Annotated in this window: 12 protein-coding genes; all 12 read left to right on the forward strand. The window is 32.8% G+C overall.

What is annotated here, in order from left to right; translation table 11 throughout:
• Window positions 1-75: 75 nt before the first annotated feature.
• The 12 genes from rpoC (at window position 76) to H3N56_RS07495 (ending at window position 18,752) form a co-directional block, all read left to right on the forward strand.
• The gene (gene rpoC / locus H3N56_RS07440; protein WP_185880577.1) at window positions 76-4,020 is read left to right on the forward strand and encodes a DNA-directed RNA polymerase subunit beta'; all 3,945 of its coding nucleotides are present in this window, start codon (window positions 76-78) and stop codon (window positions 4,018-4,020) included.
• A 57-nt stretch (window positions 4,021-4,077) separates the two neighbouring features.
• A complete protein-coding gene (locus H3N56_RS07445; RefSeq protein WP_185880578.1) occupies window positions 4,078-4,956 on the forward strand; it encodes a YicC/YloC family endoribonuclease in 879 nt (292 codons plus the stop codon).
• Window positions 4,957-4,962: 6 nt separating this feature from the next.
• Window positions 4,963-5,208, forward strand: coding sequence for an extracellular matrix/biofilm biosynthesis regulator RemA family protein (locus H3N56_RS07450; RefSeq protein WP_370521070.1), 246 nt, complete (start codon window positions 4,963-4,965; stop codon window positions 5,206-5,208).
• A 1-nt stretch (window position 5,209) separates the two neighbouring features.
• Entirely contained in the window at window positions 5,210-5,764 is a 555-nt protein-coding gene (gmk, locus tag H3N56_RS07455; protein WP_185880579.1) for a guanylate kinase, read from the forward strand.
• A gap of 12 nt (window positions 5,765-5,776) precedes the next feature.
• Window positions 5,777-5,986 (forward strand): DNA-directed RNA polymerase subunit omega, encoded by a 210-nt coding sequence (gene rpoZ, locus H3N56_RS07460; RefSeq protein ID WP_185880580.1) that lies wholly within the window; start codon window positions 5,777-5,779, stop codon window positions 5,984-5,986.
• A 4-nt stretch (window positions 5,987-5,990) separates the two neighbouring features.
• Window positions 5,991-6,980: an FAD:protein FMN transferase gene (locus H3N56_RS07465; RefSeq protein ID WP_185880581.1), complete on the forward strand. Its 990-nt coding sequence runs from the start codon at window positions 5,991-5,993 to the stop codon at window positions 6,978-6,980.
• A 79-nt stretch (window positions 6,981-7,059) separates the two neighbouring features.
• The gene (locus tag H3N56_RS07470; protein ID WP_185880582.1) at window positions 7,060-9,042 is read left to right on the forward strand and encodes a sodium-translocating pyrophosphatase; all 1,983 of its coding nucleotides are present in this window, start codon (window positions 7,060-7,062) and stop codon (window positions 9,040-9,042) included.
• 228 nt (window positions 9,043-9,270) lie between these two features.
• Window positions 9,271-10,680 carry a pyruvate kinase PykF gene (gene pykF, locus H3N56_RS07475; protein ID WP_185880583.1) on the forward strand — a complete coding sequence of 470 codons (1,410 nt, stop codon included), beginning with the start codon at window positions 9,271-9,273 and terminating at the stop codon, window positions 10,678-10,680.
• 53 nt (window positions 10,681-10,733) lie between these two features.
• A complete protein-coding gene (eno, locus tag H3N56_RS07480) occupies window positions 10,734-12,041 on the forward strand; it encodes a phosphopyruvate hydratase (RefSeq protein ID WP_185880584.1) in 1,308 nt (435 codons plus the stop codon).
• A 132-nt stretch (window positions 12,042-12,173) separates the two neighbouring features.
• The gene (locus tag H3N56_RS07485; protein ID WP_185880585.1) at window positions 12,174-14,447 is read left to right on the forward strand and encodes a TolC family protein; all 2,274 of its coding nucleotides are present in this window, start codon (window positions 12,174-12,176) and stop codon (window positions 14,445-14,447) included.
• 9 nt (window positions 14,448-14,456) lie between these two features.
• A complete protein-coding gene (locus tag H3N56_RS07490; protein ID WP_185880586.1) occupies window positions 14,457-15,554 on the forward strand; it encodes an efflux RND transporter periplasmic adaptor subunit in 1,098 nt (365 codons plus the stop codon).
• Window positions 15,555-15,557: 3 nt separating this feature from the next.
• Entirely contained in the window at window positions 15,558-18,752 is a 3,195-nt protein-coding gene (locus H3N56_RS07495) for an efflux RND transporter permease subunit (protein ID WP_185880587.1), read from the forward strand.
• The last annotated feature ends 104 nt before the right edge of the window (window positions 18,753-18,856 follow it).

Genomic DNA, 18,856 nt, shown 5'->3' on the forward strand with positions numbered 1-18,856 from the left:
CTCTAATATTCTAGAGAAAAAAAATATGAAGATAGATAAAAGCTTTATCTCAATTAAGGAGGCTTTGCATTTAATATGGGAATAAAAAGTTTTGAGAAGATAAGAATCAGATTAGCTTCTCCCGAGAAAATCCAAGAGTGGTCGTTCGGTGAGGTTACAAAACCAGAAACTATTAACTATAGAACTTTAAATCCAGAAATGGATGGTCTTTTCTGCGAAAAGATATTTGGACCAACAAAAGATTGGGAATGTGCTTGTGGAAAGTACAAGAGAATGAGATATAAAGGTTTAGTTTGTGAAAAGTGTGGAGTAGAAGTAACTAGATCTAAAGTTAGAAGAGAAAGAATGGGACATATTTCTTTAGCAGCTCCAGTTTCTCATATTTGGTATTCAAAAGGAACTCCAAATAAAATGTCTCTAATTCTTGGATTATCTCCAAAAGAATTAGAATCAGTACTATACTTTGCTAGATACGTTGTTACTGAGAGCGTAGAGCCAACTTTAAAACCATGTAAAATTCTTACAGAAAAAGAATACAAGCTTTATAAGCAAATGTATGGAAAGCAATTCGAAGCCCTAATGGGTGCAGAAGCTATTCTTAAGCTTTTACAAAAGATTAATCTAGAAGAATTAAGAGTTGAATTAGAAAAAGAGTTAGAGGAAGTTAACTCATCACAAAAGAGAAAGAAAGTTGTTAAAAGACTAAAAATCGTTAGAGATTTTATTGCTTCTAATAACCTTCCTGAGTGGATGATACTTAAAAATGTTCCAGTAATACCAGCTGATTTAAGACCAATGGTTCAATTAGATGGAGGAAGATTTGCAACTTCTGACCTTAATGATTTATATAGAAGAGTTATCAACAGAAATAACAGATTGAAGAAACTTTTAGAAATAAGAGCTCCAGAAATCGTTGTTAAAAATGAAAAGAGAATGCTTCAAGAAGCAGTAGATGCTCTTATAGATAACGGAAGAAGAGGAAAACCAGTTGTTGCTCAAAACAACAGAGAACTGAAGTCTCTATCAGATATGCTTAAAGGTAAGCAAGGAAGATTTAGACAAAACCTTCTTGGTAAAAGGGTTGACTATTCAGCGAGATCGGTTATCGTTGTAGGACCATCATTAAAAATGCACCAATGTGGAATCCCTAAGAAAATGGCACTTGAGCTTTACAAGCCATTTATTATGAGAGAACTAGTTAAGAGAGAACTTGCTAGTAACATAAAAACAGCTAAAAAATTAGTTGAAGATGCAGATGACAAAGTATGGGATGTAATTGAGGATGTAATTCAAGATCACCCAGTTCTATTAAATAGAGCACCAACACTACACAGACTTTCAATTCAAGCGTTCGAACCAGTTCTGATAGAGGGAAAAGCTATAAGACTTCACCCACTAGTATGTTCTGCATTCAATGCTGACTTTGATGGAGACCAAATGGCAGTTCACTTAATGCTATCTCCAGAAGCTATAATGGAAGCTAAATTACTTATGCTTGCTCCAAATAACATTATCTCACCTTCAAATGGAGAGCCAATAGCTGTTCCTTCTCAGGATATGGTTATGGGATGTTTCTATATGACTAAAGATAGACCAGGTGCTAAAGGAGAAGGAAAAATGTTCTCTAATAAAGAACAGGTTCTAACTGCTTATCACAATGGAATATTAGATACTCATGCTGTTGTTTCTGTAAGAATCAATGGAGAAATGGTTTCGACTACTCCTGGAAGAATAATGTTTAATGATATTTTACCTGATGAAAACAAGAAATATGATGTTACATTCGGTAAGAAGCAACTTAAAGATTTAATAGGAAAACTTTATGAAATGCATGGTTTTGCTAGAACAGCTGAACTTATAAATGACATTAAAGATTTCGGATACCATTATGCAACATTTGCTGGAGTATCTGTTGGAATAGAAGATCTTGAGATTCCAGAATCTAAGAAATCTATCCTAGAAGCTGCTGATAAATTAGTAGCTGAAATAGATGCTGACTACAAATCTGGTAAGATTATAAACGAAGAAAGATATAGAAAGACTATCGCAGTTTGGTCTGAGACTACTGAAGCAGTAACTCAAGCCATGATGGGTGGACTAGATCAATTTAACCCAGTTTATATGATGGCGAACTCTGGAGCCAGAGGATCTATCGCACAGATGAGACAGCTAGCAGCTATGAGAGGAAACATGGCCGATACACAAGGTAGAATCATCGAGGTACCTATTAAAGCGAACTTTAGAGAGGGACTAACAGTTCTTGAGTTCTTCATGTCTTCACATGGAGCAAGAAAAGGACTAGCGGATACAGCTCTAAGAACTGCCGATTCAGGATACCTAACAAGAAGACTAGTTGATATCTCTCATGAGGTTATCGTAAATGCAGAAGATTGTGGAACTTATGAAGGAATCGAAGTAGCAGAGCTAGTTTCAGATGGACAAGTTATCGAGACATTATCTGAAAGATTAAAAGGTAGAGTACTTGCTGAAGATGTAGTTTTCGAAGGAGAATTAATTGCTTCTAGAAACGAAATGATAAGCAAAGATGCTATAAAGAAAATAGATGAGCTTGGAATTAGAAAAGTTAAGATTAGATCACCTCTTACATGTGACCTTGAAAAAGGAGTTTGTAAGAAATGTTATGGAATGGACCTAGCTAACCATAAAGAAATCTTACTTGGAGAAGCGGTTGGAGTTATTGCAGCTCAATCAATCGGAGAACCAGGAACACAGCTTACAATGAGAACTTTCCATACTGGAGGAGTTGCGACTGCAACTGCTGCAGCAAGAAGTATCAAAGCTGAGAACAATGGTAAGGTTGTATTTAAAGAGGTTAAAATACTAGATAATCCTTCTACAGACGAAAGAATAGTTGTTACTCAATCAGCTAAAATAATCATAGGAAACTATGACTATGAAATAGCTTCAGGTTCAGTTCTTCAAGTTGAAGAAGGACAAGAAGTGAAAGCTGGAGATGTACTTGTAACTTTCGATCCATACCACATCCCTATCATCGCTGACCAAAATGGAAGAATTGAATATAGAGAACTTTATGTTAAAGAAAATTATGACGAAAAGTATGATGTTACTGAGTACATGGCTATAAAGCCAGTTGAATCAGGAGACACTAACCCAAGAGTTGTTGTTTTTGATGCAGAAGGAAACACTATAGGAAGTTATCCAATTCCATTCGGAGCTTACCTAATGGTAAGAGAAGGCGAAGAAGTTAAAATTGGACAAATCATAGCTAAGATAATCAAAGAAGGAGAGGGAACGAAGGATATTACCGGAGGTCTTCCTAGAATTCAAGAGCTATTCGAAGCTAGAAATCCAAAAGGAAAAGCTATGCTTACTGAGATAGAAGGTAAGGTAGAAGTTACTGGAAGAAAGAAAAAAGGTATGAGAGTAATCATAATCAGATCTATTACTAACTCTGATGATTACAGAGAGTACTTAGCACCAGTTGGAGAGCATTTAGTTGTAACAGATGGAATGCTTATAAAAGCTGGAGATAAAATAACTGAGGGAGCTATATCTCCATTTGACGTTCTAAACATCAAAGGACTTGTTGCAGCAGAGCAGTTTATACTAGAGTCAGTTCAGCAAGTATATAGAGACCAAGGGGTTACAGTAAACGATAAGCATATCGAGATAATCGTTAAGCAGATGTTTAAGAAAGTTAGAATAGTTGATTCAGGAGCTTCATTATTCCTAGAAGATGAAGTTGTTGAAAAGAGAATAATTGAACTTGAAAATGTTAAATTAAGAGAAATCGGAAAAGCAGAAATCAAGTATGAGCCAGTTATTCAAGGTATAACTAAAGCTGCCGTTAATACAGGAAGCTTTATCTCAGCAGCATCGTTCCAAGAGACTACAAAAGTTCTATCAAATGCAGCGATAGAAGGAAAAGTAGACTACTTAGAAGGATTAAAAGAGAATGTAATAATTGGTAAGAAAATACCAGCAGGTACTGGTTATATTGCATACAAAAATGTAGTACCAGTAGAAATAGAAGACTAATAAGTAGGCGACAGTTGTCGCCTATTTTAATATATGCTTAAGAAGGATGGTCTTTGAATGAGAAGTATGACAGGATACGCTAAATTAGTATTTCAAAATGAGAAATTTGCTATTAATTTTGAAATAAAAAGTGTTAACAACAAAAATTTGAATATAAAAACTAAAGTTCCATATAGTCTGAATTTTTTAGAAAATAAAATTAGAACAGAGGTTGCCTCAAAAGTTTCTAGAGGAACAATAGATTTAAAAATAGATTTCGAAGATAAAAGAGAAACAGAAAACTTGTTTGAATATGATAGAAATTTAAGTAATTCTTATATGGAAATACTTAACTCTATGGAAGAAGAATTCAAAGAAAAATTTAGTAATAAACTAGACCTTTTAGTTAAAAACTTAAATGTAATAAAAAGAAATGAAGTTGAAATTGATGAAAATGAATACAATGATTTTATATTACAAAATCTTCATACACTTTTAGATTCTTTTGTTGAAATGAAAGTTTTAGAGGGTGAAAGAATGAGAACTTACTTTAAAGAAAGATTAGCTTTCTTGGAAGTAAAAGTTGAAGAGATTAAAGCATATAAAGAGATTGTTGTTTCAACATATAAAGAGAAACTGTTAGATAGACTTTCTAAAATGAAGAGTGATATAAACTTCAAAGAGGAAGATATTCTAAAAGAAATTCTTATTTTTACAGATAAGTCAGATATATCTGAAGAAATCTCAAGACTTGATAGTCATTTAACACAATTAAAAGTGGAACTAGAAAGTAATAGCAAAAGTATAGGAAAAAGAATAGATTTTATACTTCAAGAAATATTTAGAGAGTTAAATACAACTGGAGTAAAATGTAATCTATATGAAATTTCTAAACTTGTTGTAGATTGTAAAAATGAGATTGAAAAAATAAGAGAACAAGCTTTAAACATTGAGTAGGAAGTGATAATAGTGAAGCCTGTTAATATAGGATTTGGAAATATTGTGATGGATGGAAGAATAATAGCTATAGTTGGTCCAGACTCAGCACCTAGTAAAAGATTGAAAGAGGAAGCTAAAGCTCAAAATAGATTGATAGATGCTAGTTCTGGTAGAAAAACAAAAACTTTAATAATTACAGATTCAAATCACATTATAATGTCAGCTATAAACCCAGAAACTATAGCTGCAAGAATAGAAAAAGGAGAATAAGATGAGCAAGGGAAATTTATTTATTGTATCTGGTCCAAGTGGAGCTGGAAAATCTACTATCTGCAGATTGGTTAGAAAAATGCTAGGAATAAATTTAGCAACATCTGCTACGACAAGAGCTCCTAGAGATGGAGAATTGAATGGAAGAGATTATTATTTCCTTCCAAAAGATGAGTTCTTAAAAAAAATGGAAAATGGTGACTTTCTTGAGTGTGCAACAGTTCATGGAAATTACTATGGAACTTTAAAGTCAGAAGTAGAAGCAAGACTTTTAAAAGGAGAAAATGTTATACTTGAAATTGACGTTCAAGGTGGACTTCAAGTAAAAGCAGTTTATCCAGAAGCTCATTTAATATTCTTTAAAACTCCAACTAGTGAGGATTTAGAGAAAAGACTAAGAGGAAGAAAAACTGATAATGAGGAAACTATTCAACTTAGACTTGCTAACTCTTTAAAAGAATTAGAATATGAAAAAGATTATGATACAACTATTATAAACTATGAAGTAGAAAAATCTTGCGAAGATCTTATAAACATAATTAAATCAAAAAACTAGGAGGAATTGAATATGAAAAAAAATATAAACTATGATGAACTTTTAGAAAAAATACCAAACAAGTATATTCTTACTATAATTGCAGGAAAAAGAGCTAGAGATATTGGAAAGGGTGCTCCTTTACTTATTAAAGCTAACAAAAAAGATACTGATGTTAGAAAAACATTCAGAGAAATCATGGAAGATAAATTAACTTTTGGAATAGAAGAGGAGATTCTATAATATCATGATAAAAAAACTATCTCTAATAATTACTATAATGCTACTTTTCTTATCTTGTGGAAAAAAAGAGATTAAGAAAATCGAGGAAGAGAAATTTTTCTTTGGAACTTATATTAAAATTGTTGCTTATGACGAGGATGAAAAATTAGCTAAAACTTCTATAAATGAGGCCTTTAAAGAGATAGAAAGAATAGATAGACAATATAACAGTAAGGTAGAAGGAAGCTTAGTATCAAAATTAAATGAGGCTGAGAACAAAGAAGTTGAGTTTGATGATGAGGGAATAATGCTTTTAAATCAACTTACATATATTTATAATCTTTCAAAGGGGAAATATGACGTGACTATTTCCCCTTTGTTAAATCTTTGGGGATTTACAGAAGAGGGAGAGAGTTCTCTTCCAAAAGATGAAGATATAAAGAATGCATTAGAAGAAGTAAATTTTGAAAAGGTTAAAATAGAAGGTAATAATGTGAGGTTAGAAAAACCTATAAAAATGCTAGATACAGGTTCATTTTTAAAGGGATATGCTCTTAGTAAAGCCAGACAAAAGATGGAAGCAAATAATATAAAGAGTGGATTTTTAACATCAATTTCCAGTATAGATACAATTGGAACAAAACCTCAAGATAAACCTTGGAGAGTTGGACTTCAAAATCCAAACAATCCATCTGAGATTTTAGGAGTAGTAGATTTAGATGGAAAAAGTATGGGAGTATCTGGAGATTATCAAACTTATGTTGAAATTGATGGGAAAAAATATCACCATATACTTGATAAAGCAACAGGATATCCAGTTAAGGATAAAAAGTTAGTTGTTGTTATAACTGAAGATGGTTTGATGGCAGATATGTATTCAACAGCATTCTTCTTAATGGATACTAATGAGGTTATGAATTATGTTAATAACAAAAAAGACTTGGAAGTTCTTATTGTAACAGATAAGGATGAAATAGTGACTAGTGAAAACTTTCAATACCAAAAAATAAAATAAATTGTTCCTGAGCTCTTGAAATAACCCCAAACATAAAATATAATTGTAGCACTACAAAAATTAAGCAGGGGGTTTAATAATGGAACAATTGGTTTATTTAGGAATCGTTGGTGGACTTACAGCACTTGCTGCATCATGGTTCTACGCGAAAAAAGTTGAAACTTATCAAATCAACATTCCCAAAGTTGCCGAAATAACAGAGGCAATTAGAGAAGGAGCAATGGCATTTTTAACAGCTGAATACAAGATTTTAGTTTGGTTCGTTGCAGCTGTTGCAGTGTTATTGGGAATATTCCTTTCGCCTATGGTAGCGGTAACATTCATAATTGGTGCTTGTACATCAGCTCTAGCAGGAAATATTGGTATGAGAATTGCTACAAAAGCAAATGGTAGAACAGCAATAGCTGCTAAAGAGGGAGGACTTTCTAAGGCACTAGACGTTGCATTTGCTGGTGGAGCAGTAATGGGATTATCAGTTGTTGGGCTTGGAATGCTTGGTCTAACTATTATGATTATTATTTTTAACTGGGATATTCAAATTATAACAGGATTTGGAATGGGAGCTTCATCGATAGCTTTATTTGCTAGAGTTGGAGGAGGGATTTACACTAAAGCAGCAGACGTTGGGGCTGACTTGGTTGGAAAAGTTGAAGCTGGAATACCAGAAGATGATCCTAGAAACCCAGCAACAATAGCAGATAACGTTGGAGATAACGTTGGAGACGTGGCAGGAATGGGAGCAGATTTATTTGAATCTTATGTTGGTTCAATAATAGCGACTCTAGCTATTGGATGGACTATGGATGATAAGGCTTCATATATGTTAGCGCCTCTATTAATTTCATCTTTTGGAATAATAGCTTCAATATTAGCAACAATAACTGTTAAAACAAGTAATCCAGATGAAGTTTATCATAAACTTGAGAATGGAACTAGAATAGCAGGAGTTCTTTCTCTTATTGGTGCTTTTGGAATAATAAAATATCTAAATATGCCAATGGGTATTTTTTGGTCAATCGTTGCAGGTCTTTTAGCAGGGCTTGTAATAGCATATTTTACAGGATTATATACTGATACAGGTAAAAAAGCTGTAAATAGAATTTCAGATGCAGCTAAAACTGGACCAGCAACTACTATAATTGAAGGATTAGCAGTAGGAATGGAATCAACTGTTGCTCCAATAATTATTATATGTATAGCTATCATGGTAGCATATTCATTTGGTGGATTATATGGAATCGCTATAGCTGCAGTAGGAATGCTTTCTACTACAGGAATGGTTGTTGCAGTTGATGCTTATGGACCAGTTGCAGATAATGCTGGAGGAATAGCTGAAATGGCTGAGCTTCCACCTGAAGTTAGAGAGTGTACTGATAAACTTGATGCAGTTGGAAACTCAACAGCCGCAGTAGGAAAAGGGTTTGCAATAGGTTCAGCAGCACTGACTGCTTTATCATTATTTGCAGCTTATAAAGAAGCTATCCAAGTTGAAAGTGGAGTTGCTTTCACACTAGATATAATTGATCCGAAAGTAATCGTAGGACTATTTATAGGTGGAATGTTAACTTTCTTATTCTCAGCTCTTACTATGACAGCAGTTGGAGAAGCAGCTATGGAAATGGTTGAAGAAGTTAGAAGACAATTTAGAGAAATGCCTGGAATTATGGATAAGACAGTAAAACCTGATTATAAGAGATGTGTTGAAATTTCAACAAGATCATCTCTTAGACAAATGATGGTTCCTGGAATTCTTGCAATAGGTGCACCAGTAGTTGTAGGACTTTGGTCTCCACATGCTCTAGGTGGACTTTTAGCAGGAGCTCTTGTAACTGGAATTTTAATGGCTATAATGATGGCCAATGCTGGTGGAGCTTGGGATAATGCTAAAAAGCAAATTGAAGCGGGATATAAAGGTGACGGAAAAGGTTCTGAAAGACATAAAGCAGCCGTTGTTGGAGATACTGTTGGAGATCCATTTAAGGATACTTCAGGTCCATCTTTAAATATTCTAATTAAATTAATGACAATAGTTTCACTTGTACTAGTACCATTGTTTGTATAAATTGATCCTCCCGTTTGGGAGGATTTTTTTATGTAAAGAATATTTCTTAGCTCTGAGGAAAGAATCGAGCTAAAAAAGGTTAAAAAATAACCTATTACTTTCTTGACTTTACAAAGGGAATTGGATAAACTTTGAAGTGAGAATATGAATAAAAAATTAAAACTCACAAATTGTGTTACTAAATAAATTTTTAAAATTATTTAAAGAAAATATTTTCGGGGTGATTATATGAAAAAAACTAAAATAGTTTGTACAATTGGACCAAAAACTGAATCGGTAAAAGTATTATCAGATCTTTTAAAAGCTGGAATGAATGTTATGAGATTAAACTTTTCTCATGGAGATTACAAAGAGCATGGTTTGAGAATAGAAAACCTAAAAGAAGCTATGAAGATGACAAAAATAAGAGCAGCAGTTCTTTTAGATACTAAAGGACCTGAAATTAGAACTATAAAACTTGTAGATGGAAAAGACGTTGCATTAGTAGCTGGACAAGACTTTACAATAACTACAGACAAAACGGTTGTAGGAAATGATAAAATTGTAGCAGTTACATATGAAGGGTTAACAAAAGATTTAAAACCTGGTAATATAATCTTATTAGATGATGGTCTAATAGAGATGGAAGTTAAAGAAATTGTTGGAAACGAAGTTAGATGTATCGTTAAAAACAACGGAGACCTTGGAGAAAATAAAGGTGTTAACTTACCAAATGTTGCAGTTCAACTTCCAGCTCTTTCTGAAAAGGATATAAATGACCTTAAATTTGGTTGCGAACAAAATGTTGATTTTGTAGCAGCTTCATTTATAAGAAAAGCTGATGACGTTAAAGCTGTTAGAGAAGTTTTAGATTCTAATGGTGGAAGCGCTATAAAAATAATATCAAAAATAGAAAATCAAGAAGGTTTAGATAATTTTGATGAGATATTAGAGTTATCTGATGGTATAATGGTAGCAAGAGGAGATCTAGGAGTAGAAATCCCAGTTGAAGAAGTTCCATTTGCACAAAAGATGATGATAGAAAAATGTAATTTAGCAGGAAAAGTAGTTATAACTGCAACTCAAATGCTAGATTCAATGATAAAAAATCCAAGACCTACAAGAGCAGAAGCTACAGACGTTGCTAATGCAATCTTAGATGGAACAGATGCAATAATGCTATCTGGAGAAACAGCAAAAGGTAAATATCCAGTAGAAGCAGTTACAGTAATGACTAAAATAGCTGAGAAAACAGATCCAATGGTAGCATTCCAATTCGCTATAGAAGAGGATGCGTCTATAACTGAAGCAGTAGCAAGAGGAACTGTAGATGTTGCAGAAGCTCTAAATGCTAAACTAATAGTTGTTGGAACACAATCTGGAAGAGCAGCAAACGCTCTTAGAAAGTACTTCCCAGCAGCCTTCATTTTAGCGATAACTAATAATGAAAAGACAGCTAATCAATTAGTATTAACAAAAGGAACTATACCTTGTTTAGATACTACAGCTTCAACACTTGATGATTTCTACAAACTTGCTGAAGTAAAGGCAAAAGAATTAGGGCTTGTAGGAGCAGGAGATATTTTAGTTGCAACTTGTGGAGAGAAAGTTTTCGCTGTTGGAACAACAAACTCATTAAAAGTTATCAAAGTAAAATAATAAAAAACTTTTTATAATAGATATTATACTTTAAATTCAAGGAGGATATTACAATGACAAGAATAGTTGATGTAAAAGCAAGAGAGATCCTAGACTCAAGAGGAAACCCTACAGTTGAGGTAGATGTAAGATTAGAATGTGGAGCAATGGGAAGAGCAGCAGTTCCTTCTGGAGCTTCAACAGGAGCTTACGAAGCAGTTGAGTTAAGAGATGAAGATAAATCTAGATATTTAGGAAAAGGTGTTTTAAAAGCTGTAAATAACGTAAACACTGAATTAAAAGAATTAGTACTTGGAATGGATGCTACAAACCAAGTTGAAATAGATGAGGCTATGATCGCTTTAGATGGAACTCCAAATAAAGATAGATTAGGTGCTAATGCAATACTAGGAGTTTCTTTAGCAGTTGCAAAAGCAGCAGCAGAAGCTTTAGGAATGCCATTATACAAATATTTAGGAGGAGTAAACGCTAAAGAGTTACCTCTACCTATGATGAACATCTTAAACGGAGGAAGCCATGCTGACTCAGCAGTAGACGTTCAAGAGTTTATGATTCAACCAGTTGGAGCTAAGAGCTTTGCTGAAGGTCTTAGAATGGGATCAGAAATATTCCACCAATTAGGAAAAATTCTTAAGAAAAACGGAGATTCTACAAACGTTGGAAATGAGGGTGGATATGCACCTGCTAACATCAACGGAACTGAAGGAGCTCTTGATATAATATCTGAAGCTGTTAAAGCTGCTGGATATGAGTTAGGAACAGATATTACATTTGCTCTAGATTCTGCTGCAACTGAATTCTGTGTTGAAAAAGAAGATGGAACATTTGAATACCATTTCAAAAGAGAAGGTGGAGTAATCAGAACTACTGATGAAATGATCGAATGGTATGCTGAATTAGTTAAAAAGTATCCAATCAAATCTATCGAAGATGGATTAGGAGAAAATGACTGGGTTGGATTCCAAAAGTTAACAGCTAAAGTTGGAAAAACTGTTCAAATAGTTGGAGACGACTTATTCGTAACTAACACAGAGAGATTAGCAAGAGGAATCGAAACTAAATCTGCTAACTCAATCTTAATAAAACTTAACCAAATAGGTACTTTAACTGAAACTTTAGATGCTATTGAAATGGCAAAAACTGCTAACATGACTGCAGTAATTTCACATAGATCTGGAGAAACAGAAGATGCAACAATAGCTGATATAGCAGTTGCTACAAATGCAGGACAAATAAAAACTGGATCAACTTCAAGAACTGATAGAATGGCTAAATATAACCAACTATTAAGAATCGAAGAAGAGTTAGGATCAGTTGCTCAATACAAAGGATTAGGTGTTTTTTACAACATCTCTAAATAGTTAAAATGAAAAATCTAGGTCAAAAGCCTAGATTTTTTTTATTTTTACACAAAACTCTTCTCAATGAAAAGGAATGAAATAAATATTAAAGTATAAACCTAGTTGACAAGAAATAAAAATGGGGTGTGATTTATGAAAAAAATATTACCTTTTTTGCTTTGTATGGTTTTTATATTTAATACTGTTTACTCCAAGGAGCTAGGAATTGGAATAATACTAAACGAATCTCCAGTTTCAAATGAACTAGAGTTTCAATTAAAAAAGGAGTTAACTTCAAATTTTGCTGGAACTGACTATACTCCTAAAGTTATAAAAATTGTTTATGAAGAAAATATGGGATTAGATAAGGCTATATCATCTTTGGAAAAAAATCCTAAGGTAGATGCAATATTTATAATGTCTTTTGAGGTTCCAAAGGATATTAAGACATTAAATAAAAATAAATTTTATTCTTTTCCTTTAGGATTTTTCCCTGTAAATGAAGAAAAATTACCATCTAATGTAAATTATGTTTATGGAGATTTGAATTTGAAAGAAGATATTCTTCTTCTAAAAGAGCTTACAGACCTAAAAAGAGTAGCTTTAGCTATGCCGGATGGTGTTAGCTCTAGAGTTCATGAGAATCATAAAAAATTATTAAAAAAAATGTTTAATGACCAAGGAATTGGATTAGAAGTAATTAATTACACTGATTCAGATGAACAAATCAACAATGCTCTAGATAATGTTCAGGCTGTTTATCTTTTATCTTATGGTGAAGGATCTAATAAAGTTTTAAATTTAGCTAATTCAAAAAAATTGCCAACTTTATCCGTAGACTTTAGTTCTCATATGAATAAACAAACTCTTTTGGGGTATGATTTAACAGACGAGATAAAAAGAAGAGCAAGAGCAGCAGCACTAAATTATATGACATATACAACTGAGCAAGAAAGAGGAATGATTTCAAATATAGGAGATATCCGTAAAAATATTTTCTTTAATATGGGAGTAGCACACCAAATTGAATATTATCCAAGCTTAGTATTTTTACAACAGATATCTACGATAAATGAGTATAAAAAACCAAAAATGAGATTGAGCATGAGAGAAGCGATTGATAGATCTCTAACAAGTAATCCTACAGTTTTAAGCTCAATTCAAGATATACAAAGTGGTATTTACAATGTTAAGGTAACAAATTCTGCAAAACTTCCACAAATTACTGCTAATGCCAACTATAACGGAGTGGAGAGAAAAGCGGCAAATGTTTTAACACCACAAAATAGTGTTGATTCATATTTACAACTATCTCAAGTTTTGTTTAGTGACCAATTGAATTCTAATGTTTATATTCAAAAGATCGCTCTAGATAATAATAGAGCTCAGTCTAAACAAGAAGAATTAAATACTATATATTATGTAGCTTCAACTTACTTGAATATTTTACAACTAAAGGCTCAAATTAAAATTCAAAAGAGTAACTATGCTCTTGTAAAACAATCTTTAAACGTTGCACAGATTAACTATAAGGTTGGTTCTGGTGGAGTACAAGATGTATATAGACTGGAAGCTAGTCTTGCACAAGCACTTTCTGATATAGCATCAGCAGAAGGGGAGATGAAGGTTCAAGAGGCATATTTAAATAATTTATTGAATTATCCTGTGAATAGGTCATATGAATATGAAGATTTAGCTAGTATTGCTAAAACATTCTCTATAGAAAAGGATTTTTTACAAAAGTATGCTTATGGATCAAAAGGAACAGAAGCTCTATTACAATTTTTAATAAATGGATCTATAAAAAATTCGCAATCTGTTAGACAGTTAGATAACTCTCTTAAAATAACTGATAGAAAAGTTTTAGCTAATTCAAGAGAGAGATATTTACCAGTTGTTCAGGCTGTTGGTAATTATAATAAAAATAATATAATCACTCCTTGGGGAGCAAATACTGATGCTTTAGGAGAAGCTGAATACTGGCAAGCAGGAATTTCTGTACAACTTCCACTAATAAAAGGTGGAGAAATAATGCAAACAGATAATTTATTAAAAAGTCAGAAGAGATCATTAGAATATCAAAAAGCAGCCTATGAAAATCAGTTAGCTCAGTTGATTTCACAAACATTCACAACCCTACTTACTGATTATGTTCAAACATATACAACAGAAATTTCAGCAACTGCTGCTGAAAAAAACTTAAAAATAGTTACAAATCTTTATGCAGAGGGAAGCGTTACCATAACAGATCTTTTGGATGCACAAACTACTGCTTTAACATCTCAATTAAATAACGTTATATCAAATTATAGTCTTCTTAATTCAACTGTAAAACTTGAGAACATCTATGGAGAGTACTCTATAACAAAAAGTGTTGCTGAAAGAGAACAGATGGTTAGAAACCTTAAATCTATAATTGGTAATTAGGAGGAAAAAATGAAGAAAGTTATTTTATTTATTTTGATACTGGCATCACTTGTTGGGTGCGGAAAGAAGCAAGAAGAAGAAAAGCCCATTAGACCTATAACATATCAAAAAGTGCATGAGACGACTAATGTTGTAAAAAGAGGTTATGCTGGAACTGTAAAATCAGAAGCTCTTTCAAATCTGAGTTTTAGAGTTTCTGGAACAATGATAAGAAGAAATGTGGATATAGGAGATAAAGTAAAAGAGGGTGAAATTTTAGCAGCAATAGATCCAATAGAATACGAAATAAAGTACCAACAAGCAATTGCTGATTTACAAAAAGGAAAGGCAGTACTAGCTGATGCAAAAGCCAACTTTGAAAGAAATGAAATTTTATATTTAGAAAACAGTGTTTCAAAAGCTCAGTATCAAAGTTCTTTGGCAAACTATCAATCAAGTGTTTCTACAGTTGACGCTTTAACAAAACAAGTAGAATATTCAAAAGTGCAACTTGGATATACAAAACTAGTAGCTCCGATGGACGGAACTATAGGAAGTATTAAAACTGAAGTAAACCAATCAGTTACTCCGCAGAGTGTCGTATTTACTTTAAATTCAGCAGGAGATCAATATATTGAATTTAATGTATCGGAAACTATAATTCCACTACTTTCTATTGGAGAGAAAGTTCAAATCGTTGTAGAATCATTAAATAATTTAAAACTTGAAGGTGAAATTAGAAATATAGGTACAGTTGGAAATAGTTTTGGAAACACTTATCCTATTAAAGTAACTATAAAAGATCCAAATCAAGAACTTAGAGTTGGAATGACAACCAATGTTTATGTGGATATAGAATTAGGGGGAAATACTAAAGAGAGTATGATAGTAGTTCCAATAGCAACTGTGATGAAAGATTCAGAGGGAAGACCTTACGTATATGTAGTAACAGATATAGAAAATGGAGTAGGAATTTCTAAAAGAAAATATATAGAGTTGGGAATCGCTTCAAATTTAGGTATGGAGGTGAAAAGTGGACTTGATGTGGGAGACTATTTAATTACTATGGGAATGAATAGGCTTCAAGATGGGGAGAAGGTAAAGGTATCTACAAAAGGAGGGGAATAGAGAATGAAAATTACAAAACTAGCCATAGAAAACAGAGTAACTACCTATCTTCTCGCTACGTTACTTTTAGTCTTTGGTTATATATCATATGTAAAATCTGAGAAAGCAGAAGACCCAGGTTTTACTATAAAAGTAGCTTTAATTACAACAAACTGGCCTGGAGCCACAGCTAACCAGATGGCTGAACTTGTCAGTAAAAGAATGGCAGATGAAATTCAAAGTATGGATTCTTTGGATTATGTTACTTCAAAAAATATAGATGGGCAATCAAATGTATATGTAAATATAAAAGCTCAATATAAAGATATGCAACCGGTTTGGGAAGAACTAAGAAATAGAGTAAATACATTTGTAGTACCTCAACTTCCTCCGGGAGTACAGACACCAATTATAAATACTTATTTTGGAGATGTATACGGAACACTAATTACGGTGAGTGGAAGTGGATACTCATATGCTGAATTATATAGGATGTCCGAAAAGTTAAAAGAAGATTTACTATTCTATGTTCCAGAAATTGGTCAAGTAGATATAGGTGGAGTTCAAAACGAAACTATTTATATAAACATAGATAATAATAAGTTATCATCTTCAGGGATAACTCTTCAAAATTTAACTAACTCTCTTTCAAGTTTGAATGTAATTGTACAAAGTGGAAATGTAGTTGATAATAATTCTAGAATTCTACTTATTCCAACGGGAAATTTTACAAATTTAGAACAAATCGAAAATACAGTTATAACTAATGATGATGGAACTCAGAGTATCTATTTAAGAGAGATTGCAACTGTTGAAAAAGGTTATCAAGATCCATCTACTTATATGGTATTTTATAATGGAGAACCGTCTATTACTTTAGCGGTAGCTCTAGGAGCTGGGCAAGATATCTTAAAGATGGGAAAAGGGATTCAAGATTTAATGAAAGAATTTAAAGATCAACTTCCGGTAGGATTAGATGTTGGAACTATTTATTATCAACCTAGTTTGGTAGATGATAAGATAGTTGCTTTCGTAGTGAACTTAGTACAAGCAATAGCTACTATAGTAGCCGTAATGTTTATATTTTTAGGGTTACGTTCGGGACTTATTGTAGCAGCACTTACACCAACTTCAATAGCTTTTACCCTAATGGCTATGTATTACATGGGGTATGGTATAAATCAAATAACCTTAGCCGGTCTTATAATAGCTCTGGGAATGTTAGTAGATAACGCAGTTGTTATGTCAGAGAATATAATGGTATTGATTCAAAAAGGTAAATCTAGAATGGATGCCTGTATGGAATCTTCCAGATCACTAGCAATACCTCTATTGGTGAGTTCTTTAACAACGGTAACTGCATTTTCACCAATAATTTTAAATAATCAAAACATGGGACAATATGTTGGACCATTAGCAGTTGTAGTATTTTTAGCACTGATAAGTTCTTGGTTAATAAATCAGACGATAATTCCATTACTTTGTTATGATTTTATTCAAGTTAAAGAAAAAGATGAACAGAACTTTAATAATAAGGCTTATGTTTTTTATAGAGAAAGTTTAATAAAAATGTTAAAGTATAAAAAAATGTCAGTAGGGGTAGTACTGGCTTCATTTATTTTGGGATTATGGCTATTTAGATTTATTCCAAGCACTTTTATGCCAGATTCTACAGATCCAATTATGTCTACAAGTATAAGGTTACCTAAAGGTACAAATATAGAAGTAACAACAGCGGTAACGCAAGATTTAAGTAATTTTATACAGGAAAACTTTGCAACAGGATCACAAGTACCATTAAATCCATCTATTTATGATTATATGACTACTGGTGGAACAATTAAAAAATATGAAAAACCAGGAGTGCTTAGCTGGGCAAGTTTTGTCGGAGGAGGGGCTCCGAAGTATTCAACAGGATATACTCCAGAGGCTAGATTAACTGAGTATTCATATACAATGTATAATTTAACAGATTATAAACTTATAGGAAAAATATCAAATGAAGTAGATAAATACATGGAGAATAAATACCCAGATATAGATATAGTAACTAAGGGTGTTGCCAGTGGTGTTACCCTTGAAAAAGATTTAGGATATCAATTTATTTCAAATGATGTGGTGCTTCTAAAAAGAGTAGCAGAAGAAGTAAAAGAGAAAATAAAATCAATGGAAGGAACTAGAGCTATAAGTGACAACTGGGGAAATGATGTTCCTAGAATATATATAGAAATTGATCAAGTTAAAGCTAAAAATGCTGGATTTACAAGTAAAGACATAGGAGAATCATTACAGTTTGCACTGCAAGGTTATCCAGCAACTTTATTTAGAGACTTCAAAGCACCGCCAAAGAGTACAGCTATACCAATTTTATTAAAAGGAACAAATTCATATAAAGATAATATAACGGGACTCGAAGGATTGGAAATAATAAATCCAGCTAATGGACAATCAGTACCTTTAAAACAAATAGCAAATATAAAAGTTGAGTATTCTCAAGGGTTTATATTTACGAGACATCTTTCATATACAATTGAAGTAGATGCCGCGGTGGATCCTGGTTATACGGCAGCAAACTTAAACAAGCTTATTCAACCTTGGATAGATGAAAAGTTAAAAGAGTGGGGACCATCTGTGAAGTATGAGCTTGCTGGTATTGAACAGACATCTTCTGAAAATAAAGAAGCACTATTTGCACAAGTTCCAACTGCCTTACTTATAATGATTATTCTAGTAATTGGACAGTTTAATTCGATAAGAAAAGGATTTGCAATTATATTAGCAATTCCACTTTCGATTTTGGGAATTGCAATTGGATTAATAGTTACAAAGACGCAGCTAGGATTTATGGCAATAGTAGGAATAGTTGCTCTTGCTGGAGTAGTTCTAAACCATGCGATAATACTGGTTGATAAAATGACCGTCGAAAAAGAAAACGGAAGAAACGATCAAGATTCAGTAGTGTTTGGATGTCAGGAAAGATTAAGACCGATATTCCTAACTGTTGCGACAACATTAGTTGGACTTTTACCTCTATATTTATTTGGAGGACCTTTGTTCCAACCACTGGCAGTAGTTTTAATATTTGGACTTATGATGGATACAGTACTAGCACTTGGAATAGTACCAGTATTCTATGCTATATTCTTTAAGATAGATTTTAAAGATTATGAATATGACCCTGATAAACTAAATGAAGATAATAAAGAGAGCTGGGACTAATTTTTAGTCCCTTTCTTTTTTATTGGTAAATAAGAGCTTTTAAATTAAAAATCTTTGTGTTAAAATAGAAAAATATATAAAGAAAAGATAGATAATCGGAGGTA

It is taken from the genome of Cetobacterium sp. 2A (genome assembly GCF_014250685.1).
In the GTDB taxonomy this organism is placed as follows: Bacteria; Fusobacteriota; Fusobacteriia; order Fusobacteriales; family Fusobacteriaceae; genus Cetobacterium.

Coding starts and splice junctions, on each gene's coding strand:
- H3N56_RS07495 (WP_185880587.1), top strand. CDS start 15,558: ATGAAAATTACAAAACTAGCCATAGAAAACAGAGTAACTACCTATCTT.
- rpoC (WP_185880577.1), top strand. CDS start 76: ATGGGAATAAAAAGTTTTGAGAAGATAAGAATCAGATTAGCTTCTCCC.
- H3N56_RS07465 (WP_185880581.1), top strand. CDS start 5,991: ATGATAAAAAAACTATCTCTAATAATTACTATAATGCTACTTTTCTTA.
- H3N56_RS07470 (WP_185880582.1), top strand. CDS start 7,060: ATGGAACAATTGGTTTATTTAGGAATCGTTGGTGGACTTACAGCACTT.
- H3N56_RS07490 (WP_185880586.1), top strand. CDS start 14,457: ATGAAGAAAGTTATTTTATTTATTTTGATACTGGCATCACTTGTTGGG.
- rpoZ (WP_185880580.1), top strand. CDS start 5,777: ATGAAAAAAAATATAAACTATGATGAACTTTTAGAAAAAATACCAAAC.
- pykF (WP_185880583.1), top strand. CDS start 9,271: ATGAAAAAAACTAAAATAGTTTGTACAATTGGACCAAAAACTGAATCG.
- H3N56_RS07445 (WP_185880578.1), top strand. CDS start 4,078: ATGAGAAGTATGACAGGATACGCTAAATTAGTATTTCAAAATGAGAAA.
- gmk (WP_185880579.1), top strand. CDS start 5,210: ATGAGCAAGGGAAATTTATTTATTGTATCTGGTCCAAGTGGAGCTGGA.
- H3N56_RS07485 (WP_185880585.1), top strand. CDS start 12,174: ATGAAAAAAATATTACCTTTTTTGCTTTGTATGGTTTTTATATTTAAT.
- eno (WP_185880584.1), top strand. CDS start 10,734: ATGACAAGAATAGTTGATGTAAAAGCAAGAGAGATCCTAGACTCAAGA.